Source organism: Burkholderia sp. BCC0506 (assembly GCF_902833145.1).
Lineage (GTDB): Bacteria > Pseudomonadota > Gammaproteobacteria > Burkholderiales > Burkholderiaceae > Burkholderia.
On sequence record NZ_CADFEN010000020.1, the window covers coordinates 24097 to 38674 of the forward strand.

Below are 14578 nucleotides of genomic sequence, written 5' to 3' on the forward strand. Positions count from 1 at the left end.
TCCGTTCTACAACGACTGCGGCGCGACCGTCAGCGCGATCGCGATCGGGCGCACCCAGACCGGCGTCGACGAAAGCTGGAACGTCTCGCCGGACTCGGCGAGCAGCAGCGTGGTGCCCATCACTTCGGCGATCGCCTGTGCGGCGTCCGGTGGTACGGCGTTGCCGATGCGCTCGCGCCACGCCTGGTCGGACAGTCCGTCGAGCTCGAGATACTCCTCTGGCTCGACGAGCGACTGCAGGACGGCCAGCTCGAGCGTGGTGAACGGCCGGTGCCACGTACCGTCGAGCGCGCGGATTACGGCGACAGTCTTCTCGTTCGCCGCGGGCATGCGCGGATCGGCGACGGACCAGCGCCCGTTGTCGTGGCCGGCGGCGGCCGACACCGCGCCGCTGTGCTGGTCCCAGCCGACGACGCCGTAGTGGCCGCCGGTCAGGTACGCGTCGCCGCGCTCGCGGCGCATGCCCGGGCGCGGATCGGCCACCGCGAACGCGCCTTGGCCGCTGTCGCTGCGCGCGATGACCGTGCCGGCGGGCTCGTCGAAGCCGGTCACGCGGTACTTGCCGGCGCCTTCGAAACCGGTTCTCGAGCGCGGATCGGCAACCGCATACGCGCCCTGGTCATCGCCGCCGATGACCGTGCCGGCGTGGCCGGCCCATTCGGTCACCTTGTACTTGCTGAACAGCGGGCCGGCCGGCGGCCGCGGGTCGGCGATGCCCTGACCGCCGGCGCTCGGCCCAGTGCCGCCCGTGACAACGCCGGCCGGCTGATCGAACGGCACGATGCGGAAGCAGTTGTTGTGCTTCACGCCCGTACGGGGATCTGCCACGGTGTAGTAGCCCTGTCCAGGCGTCTGCTGCCCCGCGATCGTGCCGCTATGGTCATCCCATGGCAGCACGCCATACGCGTGTCCGTCGTTCCACTTCGTACTCTGGGCGAAACGCGGATCAGCGACCGAAAACGTACCATTGCCCGGGCGGCTCGCACCGGCCACCACACCGCACGGTTCCTCCCAGCGGTTCACGCCGAGCACGCCGTTGTGCATGTCCGGCACGATCAGGTAGTCGCGCAGCTGCCCGTTCTCGACCGCGAGCTTGTTCAGGCTGCGCCAGTCGCTGCCTGCTTCGACGAACGCGAGGCGCACCCACGTTTTCCACTGCAGCGACGGCACGCGGTGCATCGGGCCGGCGGCCTCGACGTCGCCCGGCAGCGGCATGCGTCCGAGCAGCGTGCCGACTCCCTGCAGCCGCTTTTGCTCCGGTTCGTACAGGAACGCCGGCACCTTCTCAATGTGCCGCGCGACGAGCAGAAATCGCTTGCGGCTCTGTGCCAGCCCACCGATCACGCCGCAGTCATGCGTCGTTTCGTTGACCGCGTAGCCGTAGTGTCGAAGGATCTGGCCGATCTGGTCGAGCAGATGGCGGCCGCGCGTCGCGAGCCGGGGGACGTTTTCGAACACGATCAGCTCGACCGGGTCGTCCTTCCATGCTTCGCACATCAGCCACACGCAGCGCAGCGTCAGCTCGTTGAGCGCCTGGTACTTCGGCGTGCGGCTGAGCGTTTCCGACAGCAGCCCGGACGCGCCCTTGCACGGCGACGAGATGAACACGCAGTGTGGGTGCTGGTAGCCGGCGGCGCGGCGCACGTCATCGGGCGTCGCCTCGCGCCACCCGGGCGGCGGCTCGGCGCTATGGAAGGCGGTGTATTGAGCCCGCGTGAAGAGGTCCATAAGCGTGCACGGCACGCCGACGATCGTCCGGAAATCGCGGCACGCGGCGGGATCATTGTCGATACCGCCAAGCACGCGCCATGCAGCGATCATTGCGCCGACTTGCGAGACCGCTTTCTTGAAACCCTTCATGCCGGCGCCGAGGCCGGAGCAGAATCCGAAAACCTTGAATTCGCGAGTAGTGTTCATGGTTCGATGGAATTTTCGAAAAAAGAAGGGCGCCGAAAATCGGCGCCCCCTCGAATGCCGCGCGGACCGAGGTAAGCCGCGCGGGGGATGATCAATTGCTGGAAACTGTGGACGTTCGAGAGCACCGTGCTATAGGATTTAACGAACCTTCCAAAGGAGATCCGTGATGTGGCGCGATGAAACGTACAAGGGCTTTGAAATCCACGTTCTCCCCGTGTTGAAGCACAATCCATCGCCCGGGCAACAGGTTCCATATAGCTATACGGGCTACGTGAATCGACCTGGCGCAGTCATTCAGGTGGAGGCGAACGTTCGTCGTTTCACTCACTCGTCTGCCGATTTTCCCGACGAAGCGACGGCAGCTCAGGCTGCATTCGAAGAAGGGCGGTCGATAATCGATCGAACGCATCCTGGCCTGACGACAGACGGGCTCTGACTGTAGGATTTTCGGCATGGCGAGCGCGTGGCACGCTCGTCGAACATCACTCAAATTGGACACTTCCGTGAGCGACACTGAAAAGCGACTGGCCGCATTGGAGATAGCAATCAAGCATGTTTTTGAGCAGTTGCCTTCTGAATATTTGAAAGCAGCGTGCCAAGAGCTCGATAACAAGATCGCGAACTGGCAGGCAACTCCTGTTCCACAAAGTTCGACAATGACTCGGAGAAACGCAATGCAATCGGTTGCTGAGTACAATCCGAATGCCACTTCGCAGGCAATGGAGCGACAAGCCATTGGGGATGCGTTGACGCAAGCTCGCAAATTGATTGCGCAACATATCTACACGATCGAGTACCGCGGATACAGCGTTGACTTCACGCCACTTGACTGCGGCGACGGGGAGTTCGGAGCCCGGTGGTCTGTGCGAAACAATCACCCGAATGCGGATGGATCCTGGGTAAGCCTTAGCGACCTCGGGTGTCGCGGCTCGAAAGAGGAAATGGCCAGTGTCGGGGAGCGAGAAGCGAAGCGCTGGATCGATGAAAAGTGATCAGGCTTTGTGAGCAGGAGATCTGTCCGATGGTCGCCCGCCAAAATACCGCGCAAGGTTATGTGGCTTGCGCGGTGGTAGAGTGATCAACTACTTCGGGCGCCACTCGGTGCCGCGGACAATCCGGCCGACCGGCTCGAGCACAAGTACCTCGGATTCCTTCTCGCTGCGCACGAGCGCGCTGCCGCGCCGCTGGGCTTTCTCGAGCGACGCGTGGCGCCGCGGCTTGCAATATCTGCCGACCGTCACGAACAGCGGTGCACGCGCGCCGACCGGCCCAAGCGTCAGCTCGTCGATGCGCGCTTCGAGTGCCGCGGCGTTCGCGCGCCAGGTGTCAGCTCGTCGATGCGCCGCGTCGCGCTCGGCGGTGAGCCGTTCGACCTCGGCTTGCAGGTCTGCGATGACGCGCGGGACGTTGTCAGCGCCGACGGCCGACGCTGGAAGCTTGGCAATGGCTTCGGCCAGCGTCGGCGCCGCGGCGGCCGCAGGTGCATCATTGGATGCCGGTACTGTCGCGGCGGCGCGCGCGAGCCAGTACACGTACTCGTTGCCGCCGCCGGCCCGCTTCTCGCGCTCGACGAGCGCCTCGCCGAGCATCTGGTTCAGCTCCTTCGTCACGTCGAGATGCGGGAGCCCGGTTCCGGTCGCCACGGCCTTCGCCGTGGCTTCCGATGTCGCGGCGAGATACTTCTCGATGTCCTCTCTCACGCTGCCTCCCGTATTGCGTGCTGCGCGGCCGGCGCGACCTGACCGTCCTCGACCCAGAACGCTTCGATGGCTTCGGGCAGGCCGCCGGGCGGCGTTTTCAGACTCATGAACACCAGCGCCGAGTCGATCTGCTCGGTGTAGGCCAGGTCGTCGAGCCAGTAGAGCAGCCGGTCGCGTTCCGGGCCGACCAGGACGTCGGCGCGATCGAGTACAAGCAGCTTCAGGCCCGAGAAGTGGCTGATCGCCGCGGCGACGTGCGCGTCGACGCGCCAGCGCTCCGATTCGGACAGCAGGGCGTAGGCGCGCCCGTCGGCGAAGATTTCCATCTCCGGCGTGATTGTCACGTCGGCCCATTCGGACATCTCGGCGAGCGCGACGAGGCGCTCGTTCATCGGCGTCAGCGCTTCGCTGAGCAGGTCGGCCGGGATGCCATTCGGTGCGAGCGCGTCGGCGATCGCCTCGTACGCCGCGACGTCTTCGTGCAGCGCCGCAGCCTGCTTTGCCAGAGAGGCGGCGCCGGCGGCGCGCCGTTCGATTTCGCGAAGCGTCGCGATGTCGGTGTCGAGCTGCTTTCGGCGGCGTTGGAGGTCGGCCAGTTCGGAGCGCGCGGCGTCGCCGCTCTCGCGCGCGGCGGCCGCGCCGCTGTCCTCCGCGTCGTCCTCGAGCGCCCGCAGCTGCGTCGCAGCCGCGTCCGCCGCTTCGACGTCCCGTTTGCGATTCGCGGCTGCGTTCTGCAGCGTCTTCAAACCCTGCTCGTACTCGGGCAGCTTCGCGGCCGCGTCAGCGTCGCGCGCGCCGGCTGCGGCCGCCGTCGATAGCACGCCGTTGAGGTAGCGCAGGAGCGCGCCGCATTCCGGGCACGAACATTCGGTGCCGGCCGGCGCCGCGCCGGCGAGCACACGAAGCGCTTCGACCTTGGGCTGGAATTCGGCGACCTGTTCGTCGGCGATCTGCGCGAGCTCGACCGCCTTCGCATAACCGGCGGCGCGCGTGCGCAGGTCGGCGATCTTCGACGCACGCGCACGTGCCGCCGTGTCCGCCGCGTCGGCCGCGCCGATCTGCTGCTGCAGTTCGCCGATGCGGTCGTCGAGCGCCGCGCGATCACCCGTGAGCTTCCGCAACGCGGCTTCGTCGAAGTCGACCGCCGCCGGGCGCCAGGTTGCCGCCTTCTGGCTGCCGTATGTCTCGCCGGTCGCGTTGCGCCACGACTGCTTCGCGCCGCGCGCGCGATCGGCCGCTTCCTTCTGTGCCGCTTCGAAGCCGGCGCGCAACATCGGCGTGATCGCCGCGAGCCGCGCGGCGGCCGGCGCCGGTACCGCATCGGCGCGAAGCCCAAGCTTGTCGAGCAGCCGGGCACGCATTTCGTCGACGCCGATCTTCACGCCCATCAGGTCGTACAGGAACACCCGGCGCTCGGCCGCGCCGAGGTGCGCGAACCGCTGCGCGTCGAGCACCAGCGGAAGGCGTGGATCCTCGGCGAGCTCGCGCTTCAGCTTGCCGGACGGCAGCATGACGCTGTTCGCCTGCTCGCCGCACGCGACCACGATCTGGCCGCCGTCGGCCCCCTCGGTGACGAGCGAGCCGTATTCCTTCTTCAGCGCGACGCGCACCGTGTCGCCGGTGAGCGCCATACGCACGGCTTCCTGCAGGCTGCTCTTGCCTGCGCCGTTCGGGCCGGTGAAGAGGGTGACGGGCTTCGCGAGCCGGATGTCCGCCGAGCGGATCCCGAGCACGTTCGCCACGTAGATGTCGGTGATTTTCACGATTGCTCTCCCTGCGGTCCGCGCGGCCGCAGCACCGAGCGGCCGCCGTCCGAATCCATCGCACTGACGATGCCCTTCGCTTCGAGCAGCTCGATCAGCCGCGCGGCGCGGTTGTAGCCGATCTTGAACTGGCGCTGCACGCTCGAAATCGTGACCTTCTGCTGCTCGATCACGAACGCTTCGACTTCGGCGTACAGCGGATCCTCGTTGCCCGAGGCGGCTTGCTCCTCGTGCCACTCCTTCCAGCCCTTCACCCATGCGATGCACAGCTCGCCGGCCATCACTGGGCATTCGCTTTCGGGCTTGCCGTCGGCGGCCGCCTGCCGGCCGGCCTGATGCTGTTCGGCGATCTGCGCTTGCGTCGGGCCGTCGCCGAGCTTCGGCACCTCGCGGAAATCGGCGTCGACGACGTCGCTGTCCGGCTTGTCGCCGTCCATGCCGTCGCCGTCGTTATCGGTGTACTCCCGGCCGAGGTCGAAACCGCGCTGATCCGATTCGCCGCGGATCTCGTCCATGCCGCCGGTGTGCTCGCTCGGGTTGGCGACGACGACCAGAACGGTTTTCCCGCTGGCTTCGTACAGCTCGTGCAGGTTCGGCTGAGAGCCGCCGAATTTCACGACCGCCTTGACGCCGTCCTTGATCGTTATCTGGTCCAGGTCTCCCTGGACGACGATGCGGCCATCGCTCGCGATCAGGTGCGTCGCCATCTTCACGTTGTGCTCCACGCGCGCACGCAGCCGATCGATGACGTCGTTCTGCTTCTTCTCGGACAGCTTCACCCAGATGTCGGGCATCAGCTTCATCTCGGTCACCAGCGCGGAAAGCAGGTCTTTGCCGATGCTGTCGGCGGTCATCTGGAGGACGTTCTTGTCGGTCATGTCGAAATCCTTGGCGGCGGGAGGTGCGCGTTAGTCGGCGTTGATCGGGTTGCGCGGGCGGCGGCCGGCCGGCGCGGTCGTCTGAGTGGTTGTCTTGCCGGCGGCCGCCTGTTCAGCTGCCGCCGTGATGGCGCGCATGCGCGCCGAGGCGAGGGCGTTCAGTTCGGCCTTGGCGGTCTCGTCCGGCACGCCGGCGATCGCGCTGCGCGCGAGGTCGAGGTCCTCGGGCGTCTTGGCGGACTCGATGTCCTCGCGGATGCCGTGCACCAGACCGCTCACATCGAAGTCGAAGCCGCCTTGGCCGCCGTCATCGTCATCGCCCGGTTCACCCTGGTCGTCGACGGGGTCTGCGTGCGCGTCCGACGGCGGCGCGGCGTTTTCGCGCGATTCGGTGGCGGGACCGGTTTGCGCCGGCGTGGCGCGCGAGACTTCCTCGGCCGGCTGTGCGCGGCCGGCGCGCAGCTCGTCGAGCGTCGAGCGGTTGACGGAGTAACTGCCGTCTTCGTGCACGTCGACGATGTCCGCCACTTCCTCGACGCTCGTCAGGCCCATCAGCAGCTCGGGCGCGTACAGCTTCCCGAAGAACGACGCGGTGCGATAGCGCAGCATGACCTCGTCCATCGTCTGCCACTTGCTGCCGTTCTTCGTGTACCAGCCTTCCTTGACGGCCATCTCGATCGACACGGCAGGCGATTCAATCCGCTCGCCGGTCTCTTTCTCGATGGCCCACGCCACGCAGACCTTGTCGACGATCGGCACGCGCTTCGTGACCGTGCTGCGGTTGCCGTTCTCCCAGACCGTTTCGACGCGTTCGACTGTCTTGTCGCCGAGCACTTTGATGTCGAAGCGCAGGGGCGAGAAGCGACCGCAGCCGTTTACCGCAGCGATGATCCACTGCGACGACCAGGACGGCCGGCCCTCGACGATGTACAGGTTCTGCATCACCATCAGCGGATCGGCGCCCATGCGCTGCGCCATATTCAGTGCAACGACGGCGTTCGCGAGCGCGTTCGGGTTCTCACGCGATTCCTTCACGTTGCCGTACTTGTCGAGCTTCTCGATGACCTTGCGATACGCGGCAGGCACGAGCGTCGACGACGCGAGAAGGTTCGCGGCGCGCTGCATCAGCTCGAACGACTGCAGCGAGCCGAAGCCGGGGGCCACGGCGGGCATGTTGGCCTCGCGCGGTAGCGGCGAGCGGACGGATTCAAGAGTGGTGGGCGTGGACATGGATTTCTCGGTTATTCGTGGAATTGGCAGATGCCGTAGCGCGGGCAGTATTTCTTGTCGCACAACAGCGATTTCGGGTTGGGGTAGAAGCGACCAGAGCGGAACATGTCGGCGGCGAACTGGATCAGCCCTGGCGTTTCCTCGGTGCCGAGCATCACGCGCTTGGCGTTCTTGACCGGGGCAGTCGCGACCTCCGGCGTGCCCTTCGTCTTGAGCCCGATGATCTCGGCCGTGTCGGCGATCAGCTCGCCGGTCGTGTGCTCGTAGAGCATCTCGTAGGTGCCGATCTGTGGCCCATGGCCCTTCGTGACAGCGACGCCCTGCGCGACAGCCTTCGATCCGCTCTTCAGGTCGGCGATGCCCGGGCCGAGCGCCGTGCGACGGACACGTGCGCGGTCCATCGTGCCGGTGAGGCGGATCACGATCCCACCGCCGCAGTCGATGTCGAGCGGCTTCGTTTCCATCTCGACCGCGACGAAGTTGTATCGCGGCGTGATTTCGAGGCAGTACTTCGTCGTGAGCGAGATGCCGATGCGCTCGGCTTCCTTCAGGTTGAGATCGTCGCTCGCCGGGTTGTACTCGTTCGACGGGTCGTGCAGCTTGTCGACGAATGCTCCGGCCGCGTCCTCGACGGTCAGGCCGGAGCCGTCGAGCACGCTTTGGTCGTAGGCGGCCGTGCCGGCGTGGATCGCGGTACCGAGCGCGGCGCGCAGGCCCACGACGTTGCGCATCTTCAGTAGGTGGATTGCTTCCCACCTGTAGGCGCATTCGAACAGTGCACCCCAGCTCGACGCGCGCACGGTATAGACCGAGGGAGTCACGCCGCACCTGCCGTTTCGGCATCAACATCCGCGGCCGGTGCCGGCATCTTTTCGATGCACACGTACGGGAAGCGATCGGGGAACGGCTTGATGTGCTTGTAGAAGTGCGAACCGAGAGAGTCGGCGGTCTTGAGCGCATCGAAGTTCGCCTGCGTGAAGCCGGTGTAGTGGTACAGCGACGTCGGCGCATTCGTCTTGCGATCCTTGAAGCGGACCGCGAGCGTTTCGGATTCGACGTCGTAGCCGATGCTATGGATCTGCGTCGACTCGACGGGTTGGGTGTCGATGGTTTTCATCTCGGATGCTCCTGATAGAGGGTGCGGGGCGTGCGCGGGCAGCACGCAGACTCACGGCGCGGCGGCATTGGATTCGACGGGGTGAGCGGAAACAGCGCGCCTCGTGTTGCGAAGCTGGGCCGCTAGGAGGCGTTACAGAATGCCGAAGTGCTTGCTGATGCCGTCGACGGCGACAGCGAGAAGGGCGACCGCAACGAGGATCGCGACGACGAGGGCCCGCGCGGCGCGCGGATGCCGGCGCTCGAAGAGGTCGGCGTGATCGGTGAAGCGGCTCATGAGGGCCTCGTGACGAAAGCGGCGACGGCCGTGCCGTCCGCGTTGAGCCGGGCAAGCACGAATGTGCATACCGCGGCGATCGTGAGCGCGACGAGGTAACCGGCTATGGGATTCCATTCGAATACCCGATCGAGCAGCGCGCCGAGGAGGTCGAAAGGCGTCATCCGAGGCTCCGGAGGTAGGGGCCGGCCAGATCAGCGCCGAACCAGAGCGCGCCGATCACGACGCCGTATGCGATCGCCCAGGCCGATCCTTCGAGCACGTAGCGCAGGCGCGATACAGGCGATTGCCTGTACTGACGAAATACAGGCTGGAAACTGTTGAGAGGTGAGCGCATGTTAGTCCTTCCCGTGGAAGTAGTCTTCGTTGCTGAACAGATGCGCATCGGCAAATTCCGTCGGCTCGCCGCCGCGCTCGCGCGCCTCTTGGCGATCCCAGTACGCGCGGCACTGGCCCGTGCGCTGTTCCTGCTTGATGGCCTTGCACGACTTCGAGCAGAACAGGCCCCAACCACGCTTCACATCAGCAGCGCGCGCGAAGAACGGCGTCTTGCAGCGCTTGCATTTGCGCTCGACCATCTTCGGCGCCGGCGTGCGTTTGACTTCGCTCACGGCGCACCTCCCGCGACCGTGATGTGGCGAACGGGATCGGACACCGGCATTGGCGCGCGGAAACCTGCCTTCGCCAGCGCGTCGTCGACAACGGCGCGGATGCCGGACGTGAGCACGGTCTTCGAAGCGACCAGGTGCAACGCGTCGATCAGGTGCGCCACCGGTTGAAGGTGTGCGTCGAGCGATCTATCGGCCGCGAGCGAGCGCGCGTAAGCGTCAGCCGACGCGTTGTCGCCAGCGTCGGACGGTAGCTCGCCATATGCGAAGCTCGAATCAGCCCGTTCCTGCGCCAGTTCCTTCGCACGCTGCAGCCATGCTTGGCCGACCGAGTGCTTGTTCTCGTTCATGTCAGGCACCTCGCGCGGCGAGAATGGTGTCGGCTTCACGTAGCCTTTGGTCGTAGAGCTTGATGACCGCCTCGCGATCGAGCGGTTTGCGCCAGCTCTTGCGCTGGAATGCGCGACATGTATGGAAGCAGCCGTTCATGAGCTCCTGAGACGGGGTTCGCATGTCCAGCGGGCAGAGTTGCCGATCCTCGAGATACTTCGGGGTGTTGCGATCCTTCGTCTCTGGAAACAGCATGTCGATCGGGTATTCCCAGTCTCCGGACTCTTCGCTGCAGAGTCCCCACGTGCAGCCGCTCGATTTGAAGCCGGGCTCATCATCGTCGTGCGCCGCATATTCGCGACCGTCGACAATGCGTTGCCGAAAGCGTTTCAGAGCAGCGACGTACCGCTCGTCTGATAGATACAGTTCATCGCGTTCGCTCATGCTGCACCTCGCGCGCGGAGCATGGCATCGGCTAGCACGTATGCAGCAGCGGCGATCCGGTCGCCGGGCTGCGCGTGCTCTCCGTGGAAATTCGGGGTGAAGAAAATCGAGCTCGGGTCAGTGTCGTCGCTAAGCGGTTCAGCCAGCATTCCGGTCAGCGCCTTCGCTGCGAAATAGTCGCGCAGCGTCATGCCGGCGCAAGCGCGAGCCGTCGCTTCGATATAGAGGCGGTCCCGCTCGGCCGAGTCGGTGATTCCTTCAATTGCGGCTGCGCCGATGCGATGCACCGACTGTGCATCGGTAAGCGGAAACGCCGGGCCGCCGTGCTTCGTGTTGTCCATATCGATCCTCGTCGCGGTACTGACGGCCATCGTCAGGCAGCGCCACACGCTGCGACCACGCCGCGATGCTCTGCAGCGGGCAGGTTTCGGCCTTGTGGTCAGATTGCCCGCCGTAGCGGGCGCGGTTGGTCAGGCGATGGGCCGCTGCTCGTCCGGCGCGGCTGCAGAGGCCGTAATCTTGTCGAGCGCGAGCCCGGCGTTCTCGGCTTCCAGCGCGGTGATGCGGGCAGTCGCTGCAGCGAGGCGCTTGCCGGCGTCCTCCAGCAGTGCGACCGCGAGCGCGGCGGGGTTCGGGTGGAACGCGTCGAATTCGTTCAGTTGCAGGAACGCGCGGATCACCGCGAGGGCACGCTCGTCGCTTACCAGCTTCAGGCTTTGGATGTCCATCCTTTTTCTCCAGGGGGGGCCGCGCGGGGCGGGCGGCGTTGGTCAGTCGTCGAGCGCGCGACGAGCGGTGTGGTCGGTGCAGCTGGAGAACCCGGCGTTGCCAGGGCCGAATTTCTGGCCGCATCCCGAGCAGTAGACGTTGGCGAAATGCGGCGCGGCGCTGGCGAGATCAGCGTCGGCGATGCGCTGCGCGATTTCCGCGTCGAGGACTGCCTTGCAGACGCTCCAAACCTCGTACACGTCCTCGATGTAGCCGCGGCGCAGCGCAGCGTCGAGCACCGCGATCTGCTCGGCCGAGAACGGGAGAACGTCGAACGTAACGCCGTCGGCGATCGCTTCGTTGCGCTCGTCGCGCGCCAGTGCGGCGTCGTCGTCCGCGGCCTGCAGCTGGTCGGCGTGTCGGTCGACCAGCGCGGGCAGGGTGCGGACGTTGTGGTGAAGAGGTCGAGGAGTGTGCATTGCGCCCTCCAATGAAAGTAGGATTGCTAACCAAATTACAGTCTTGAACTGCGTTGCTGCATGCGCAGCTCTCACTGGTGACGCCTCGAGAGTACGAACCGCCACCGGTCAGAGCTGTTTCGGGACAGTCTTATGGAGCCGGGCCGGCGCTGATCTCCGGCTTTGGGACTCCAGCGCTCAGCTGGTTGCGCATCAGCCTGCGCATTCCGGCTCCATGAGACTGCATCACTCGCGCGCCCGGCTACTCCCGGCCGTGCCGGCTCCGGGCCGCGCGAGGTTTGTGCCGATTACGAAGCCATCGGTCACGTGTTGCTGGCTGTCTTGCATCAGGTTCGTTCAAGCCTGCAAGCGGTAGCCAAACTTCGGCCTAGCGCGCTGCGCCTGTCCTGACTCACGACGCTGATCGCGCCGGCCGGTTGCTCCGCATGTGCGGTCCCGGCTTACCTTCGATTGTTAGAGAGCGATCCGCCTGGGCGGTGGCGCGGCATCGGTGTCGCGTTGATGGGAATTATAACTAAGGTTATCAGCGTGTCAACAACCAAAGTTATCGACCGGGTCAGAAATTTGTAACAGCGTGGCGGCGGCCCGTTTGTTAAGCGTCTGCTGACGGCAGTTGAAAGTCTTCGGGAACTGGGGCTAAACTACTGTACATGCATACAGTACATTGACGAACCGAAGACGAGGGCGGCCAGTGAAAGAGGAATCGAAGACGCGCCTGCGCTGCAAGCCCGGGGGCTTGGCAAGGGTGGTGGCGAGCAGGAACCCTGCGTTGGTCGGCACGATCGTGGCGATTCAACGGCTGCGGTCGGATGGTCGATGGGATGTGCTGCTCGAGAAGCCCGTGTTCGGTTTCACGGAGCGGATGAAGCGACCGGTCGTGACACGGGAGTTTTCGTTCTGGGATGCGTCGCTGGAGCCGCTTCCAGAAGTGGTTTGGCGGGTCAGCCGCCGAATGGCCTGTCTTCGTCCTGAGCGGGCGAATCGTGCGGAGCTGACTGGGCTAGCAGCCCACTGATGTACGCCTCGACTTTGGCGCGGCCGAGCTCGTCGAGTCGATCGTAGCCGGGCGGAACCGGCTGGGCCGCGTCGCCGAATTCGAGCCACTCCAGTGTGGTTTGCAGTGCGCGCGCGAGCGCGAACCCGTTCGTGGTCGTGGTGCTGCCGCCTCGTTCAACCTTGGCTATCGCAGGCTGCGATACGCCGACAAGTTCCGCGATGTGCTTCTGGGACAGGCCCAGTGCCTCGCGACGCTCCTTTGCCCGGCGCCCGAATTCAGGATTTTCCATAGCGGGCATCGTATAACCTTGGTTGTAGGGCGGCAAATAACCAAAGTTCTTGCGGATGAATAACTTTGGTTATAGTATTGCCGCATGAAACCGACCAATTGCTCCGTGCCGGCTCTGCAGGCAGCGATCCAAAAAGCTGGGTCGCAGTCCGCACTTGCCCGCCTGATCGGCAAAAAGCAGCCGCACATCCACAAGTGGCTGCATTCCCCCAATGCAATGAGACCCGAGAACTGCGTGCTCGTCGGGAACGCCGTCGGCATCCCGTACAGGGACTTTCGCCCCACCGATTGGCATCTGATCTGGCCTGACGCGTCGGCCGCTGCGTCGGGGCGCATGGGCGCATGCATGTCGAATGAGGGGCAGCGCGACGTGCTTCGTGCAGGCGTCGACTGATCGCAATGGTTTGCATTCGTTGATAGCTGGCCAGGTGTTGTCCTGGCCTTTATTTCGCCCCGGCGCCAACTGGGTAAGCAAGTGGGTAATCAACTGGGTAACGATTGATTTTTCGTATGAATCAGACCGAATTCAGGATGTTCGCGCCGTGGGTGCAGGCTGCGACGCTGCCGGACGGGGAGATCGAAGCGATGAGCTTCGAGGACTGCCTCGCGCACGCGCTCGAGCTCGGGCTGCGGCGTTTCGATCGCAAGACGCTCGCGCGCAACTGCGGGATTCACTACCCGCATTTCAACGACGTCATCGCCGGGCGCCGGCCCTTCAACGCGACGAAGCTGCACCTGTTCTGCATGTTCACGGGCTGCGACTACCCGCGGCAGTGGCTCGCCATCCAAGAGCGGAAGGCGATCGAGGAATACCGGCGGGTCAGCCAGCAAGCGATCGGCGAATTCGTGCAGCAGGCAGTCGGCCAGCGCCAGGTGGCGGCATGACGCTGACTCTCAGCCAGCGCGACGTCGGCAAGCCCTTCGCCCGAAAGCTCGGGCGCCCGATGACTTACCTCGGCCTCGTCGAGGAAAAGCACCTTTTCATCTTCCGCGATCCCCCGCAGGACTATCTCGCGTTCCGTCCGGACCAGCTCTGGATGCTCGAGCGCGTGCGGCCCGAGGCGGCGCCGATCGATTACAAACGTGAGGGCCATGTGAAATGACGTGCGCCCTCAATTTGCGCAGTGGAGAGCTCGCGCTAGATTTTCTGCGTTTCACGTCCACAGATCCAAATTGCTTCGTCGAGACTCGTCTTCGCGTTCGCGAGATGCACCCTGGATTCGTTGAGGCATTTGTCACGAAATTGTGTAGCAAGACCAGACTGTCCGGCGAATTTCAGCAACCTAATTGCTTCTCTCTGCTGGGCTTGTGCGGTCGCAATGTGCATCGCGCAGTTGTGGGGCATGCCAACAAGGTCTCGAATTTCCTCGTATGTCAGCATATCGAGCGATTCCAGTTGAGAGTGAGCGGTGTTTGCGAGAAGAGCGCACTGACGATTTCGGGTATCGAACGCTGGGATCTTGCTCTTGGGATAGCCTGCTTCCGTAGTCCTTTGGGCTATCGATACTGCCTGATCAACGTTAAAAGTGGCGGCGGCGAGGAGTTCTCTGCTCCTGGTCAAAATATGAACCTTTCCGGCAGCAGTCAGGCGCGCGATGACAAGTTCGTCGTTCCTGCGCTGACGGCGATCGGAGAGTGCGGCCCACAGTGCAATGCCAGCTGCCCCAAACGTGCCAAGCGCAACCAGTGCATTAACTGGTACTCCGATTGCGGTCCAGAAATCTTTCGGCTCTACGTTCGCCCGAAATATCGCGATGGCGACGCAAGTGATTGCCACGTAGCCAATCACGATCAACAGTGCGACGAACGCAAAGTGAGCGATGGTCCATGCTCGTTTCATAAA

General features: G+C 64.5%; 23 protein-coding genes. 5 read left to right on the forward strand and 18 right to left on the reverse strand.

What is annotated here, in order from left to right; genetic code table 11:
- Nucleotides 1-6: 6 nt before the first annotated feature.
- Nucleotides 7-1917, reverse strand: a complete 1911-nt coding sequence (locus HWX62_RS31325) for a DNA cytosine methyltransferase (protein ID WP_175932448.1) — start codon at nucleotides 1915-1917, stop codon at nucleotides 7-9.
- A 166-nt stretch (nucleotides 1918-2083) separates the two neighbouring features.
- Between HWX62_RS31325 and HWX62_RS31330 the strand changes: the two genes are divergently transcribed.
- Nucleotides 2084-2353 (forward strand): hypothetical protein, encoded by a 270-nt coding sequence (locus HWX62_RS31330; RefSeq protein ID WP_175932449.1) that lies wholly within the window; start codon nucleotides 2084-2086, stop codon nucleotides 2351-2353.
- Between the two features lie 67 nt (nucleotides 2354-2420).
- Complete coding sequence (locus HWX62_RS31335; protein ID WP_175932450.1) at nucleotides 2421-2909, forward strand: hypothetical protein; 489 nt, start codon at nucleotides 2421-2423, stop codon at nucleotides 2907-2909.
- 90 nt (nucleotides 2910-2999) lie between these two features.
- On the opposite strand, the gene HWX62_RS31340 is transcribed toward HWX62_RS31335, so the two are convergent.
- The 16 genes from HWX62_RS31340 to HWX62_RS31415 form a co-directional block, all read right to left on the reverse strand.
- Nucleotides 3000-3560 carry a 1-pyrroline-5-carboxylate dehydrogenase gene (locus HWX62_RS31340; protein ID WP_244136121.1) on the reverse strand — a complete coding sequence of 187 codons (561 nt, stop codon included), beginning with the start codon at nucleotides 3558-3560 and terminating at the stop codon, nucleotides 3000-3002.
- A gap of 53 nt (nucleotides 3561-3613) precedes the next feature.
- Nucleotides 3614-5380 (reverse strand): AAA family ATPase, encoded by a 1767-nt coding sequence (locus HWX62_RS31345; RefSeq protein WP_175932508.1) that lies wholly within the window; start codon nucleotides 5378-5380, stop codon nucleotides 3614-3616.
- The gene (locus HWX62_RS31350; protein WP_175932452.1) at nucleotides 5377-6258 is read right to left on the reverse strand and encodes a DNA translocase FtsK; all 882 of its coding nucleotides are present in this window, start codon (nucleotides 6256-6258) and stop codon (nucleotides 5377-5379) included. Before HWX62_RS31350 ends, HWX62_RS31345 begins: the two co-directional genes overlap by 4 nt.
- Nucleotides 6259-6288: 30 nt before the next feature.
- Nucleotides 6289-7488, reverse strand: a complete 1200-nt coding sequence (locus HWX62_RS31355; protein ID WP_175932453.1) for a hypothetical protein — start codon at nucleotides 7486-7488, stop codon at nucleotides 6289-6291.
- 11 nt (nucleotides 7489-7499) lie between these two features.
- Nucleotides 7500-8309: a PD-(D/E)XK nuclease family protein gene (locus HWX62_RS31360; RefSeq protein ID WP_175932454.1), complete on the reverse strand. Its 810-nt coding sequence runs from the start codon at nucleotides 8307-8309 to the stop codon at nucleotides 7500-7502.
- On the reverse strand, nucleotides 8306-8605 hold the full coding sequence (locus HWX62_RS31365; RefSeq protein ID WP_175932455.1) for a KTSC domain-containing protein: 300 nt from the start codon (nucleotides 8603-8605) through the stop codon (nucleotides 8306-8308). The genes HWX62_RS31360 and HWX62_RS31365 overlap by 4 nt, the downstream gene beginning before the upstream one ends.
- A gap of 132 nt (nucleotides 8606-8737) precedes the next feature.
- A complete protein-coding gene (locus tag HWX62_RS31370) occupies nucleotides 8738-8881 on the reverse strand; it encodes a hypothetical protein (protein ID WP_164531162.1) in 144 nt (47 codons plus the stop codon).
- Entirely contained in the window at nucleotides 8878-9045 is a 168-nt protein-coding gene (locus tag HWX62_RS31375; protein ID WP_164531161.1) for a hypothetical protein, read from the reverse strand. The genes HWX62_RS31370 and HWX62_RS31375 overlap by 4 nt, the downstream gene beginning before the upstream one ends.
- A complete protein-coding gene (locus HWX62_RS31380) occupies nucleotides 9042-9218 on the reverse strand; it encodes a hypothetical protein (RefSeq protein ID WP_164531160.1) in 177 nt (58 codons plus the stop codon). Before HWX62_RS31380 ends, HWX62_RS31375 begins: the two co-directional genes overlap by 4 nt.
- Nucleotide 9219: 1 nt before the next feature.
- Nucleotides 9220-9492: a hypothetical protein gene (locus tag HWX62_RS31385; protein WP_244136122.1), complete on the reverse strand. Its 273-nt coding sequence runs from the start codon at nucleotides 9490-9492 to the stop codon at nucleotides 9220-9222.
- The gene (locus HWX62_RS31390; protein ID WP_175932456.1) at nucleotides 9489-9839 is read right to left on the reverse strand and encodes a hypothetical protein; all 351 of its coding nucleotides are present in this window, start codon (nucleotides 9837-9839) and stop codon (nucleotides 9489-9491) included. The genes HWX62_RS31385 and HWX62_RS31390 overlap by 4 nt, the downstream gene beginning before the upstream one ends.
- Nucleotide 9840: 1 nt before the next feature.
- Nucleotides 9841-10263, reverse strand: coding sequence for a hypothetical protein (locus tag HWX62_RS31395; RefSeq protein WP_175932457.1), 423 nt, complete (start codon nucleotides 10261-10263; stop codon nucleotides 9841-9843).
- Nucleotides 10260-10604, reverse strand: coding sequence for a hypothetical protein (locus tag HWX62_RS31400; RefSeq protein WP_175932458.1), 345 nt, complete (start codon nucleotides 10602-10604; stop codon nucleotides 10260-10262). The genes HWX62_RS31395 and HWX62_RS31400 overlap by 4 nt, the downstream gene beginning before the upstream one ends.
- Before the next feature lie 129 nt (nucleotides 10605-10733).
- Entirely contained in the window at nucleotides 10734-10991 is a 258-nt protein-coding gene (locus HWX62_RS31405) for a hypothetical protein (RefSeq protein ID WP_175932459.1), read from the reverse strand.
- Nucleotides 10992-11033: 42 nt separating this feature from the next.
- Nucleotides 11034-11450, reverse strand: a complete 417-nt coding sequence (locus HWX62_RS31410; protein WP_175932460.1) for a hypothetical protein — start codon at nucleotides 11448-11450, stop codon at nucleotides 11034-11036.
- 941 nt (nucleotides 11451-12391) lie between these two features.
- Nucleotides 12392-12736 carry a helix-turn-helix domain-containing protein gene (locus tag HWX62_RS31415; RefSeq protein WP_059638737.1) on the reverse strand — a complete coding sequence of 115 codons (345 nt, stop codon included), beginning with the start codon at nucleotides 12734-12736 and terminating at the stop codon, nucleotides 12392-12394.
- A gap of 84 nt (nucleotides 12737-12820) precedes the next feature.
- Between HWX62_RS31415 and HWX62_RS31420 the strand changes: the two genes are divergently transcribed.
- The 3 genes from HWX62_RS31420 (at nucleotide 12821) to HWX62_RS31430 (ending at nucleotide 13838) form a co-directional block, all read left to right on the forward strand.
- On the forward strand, nucleotides 12821-13129 hold the full coding sequence (locus tag HWX62_RS31420) for a YdaS family helix-turn-helix protein (protein ID WP_175932461.1): 309 nt from the start codon (nucleotides 12821-12823) through the stop codon (nucleotides 13127-13129).
- A 116-nt stretch (nucleotides 13130-13245) separates the two neighbouring features.
- Entirely contained in the window at nucleotides 13246-13620 is a 375-nt protein-coding gene (locus HWX62_RS31425) for a hypothetical protein (protein WP_175932462.1), read from the forward strand.
- Nucleotides 13617-13838, forward strand: a complete 222-nt coding sequence (locus tag HWX62_RS31430) for a hypothetical protein (RefSeq protein WP_175932463.1) — start codon at nucleotides 13617-13619, stop codon at nucleotides 13836-13838. The genes HWX62_RS31425 and HWX62_RS31430 overlap by 4 nt, the downstream gene beginning before the upstream one ends.
- A gap of 35 nt (nucleotides 13839-13873) precedes the next feature.
- On the opposite strand, the gene HWX62_RS31435 is transcribed toward HWX62_RS31430, so the two are convergent.
- Nucleotides 13874-14575 carry a hypothetical protein gene (locus HWX62_RS31435; RefSeq protein ID WP_175932464.1) on the reverse strand — a complete coding sequence of 234 codons (702 nt, stop codon included), beginning with the start codon at nucleotides 14573-14575 and terminating at the stop codon, nucleotides 13874-13876.
- Nucleotides 14576-14578 lie beyond the last annotated feature (3 nt).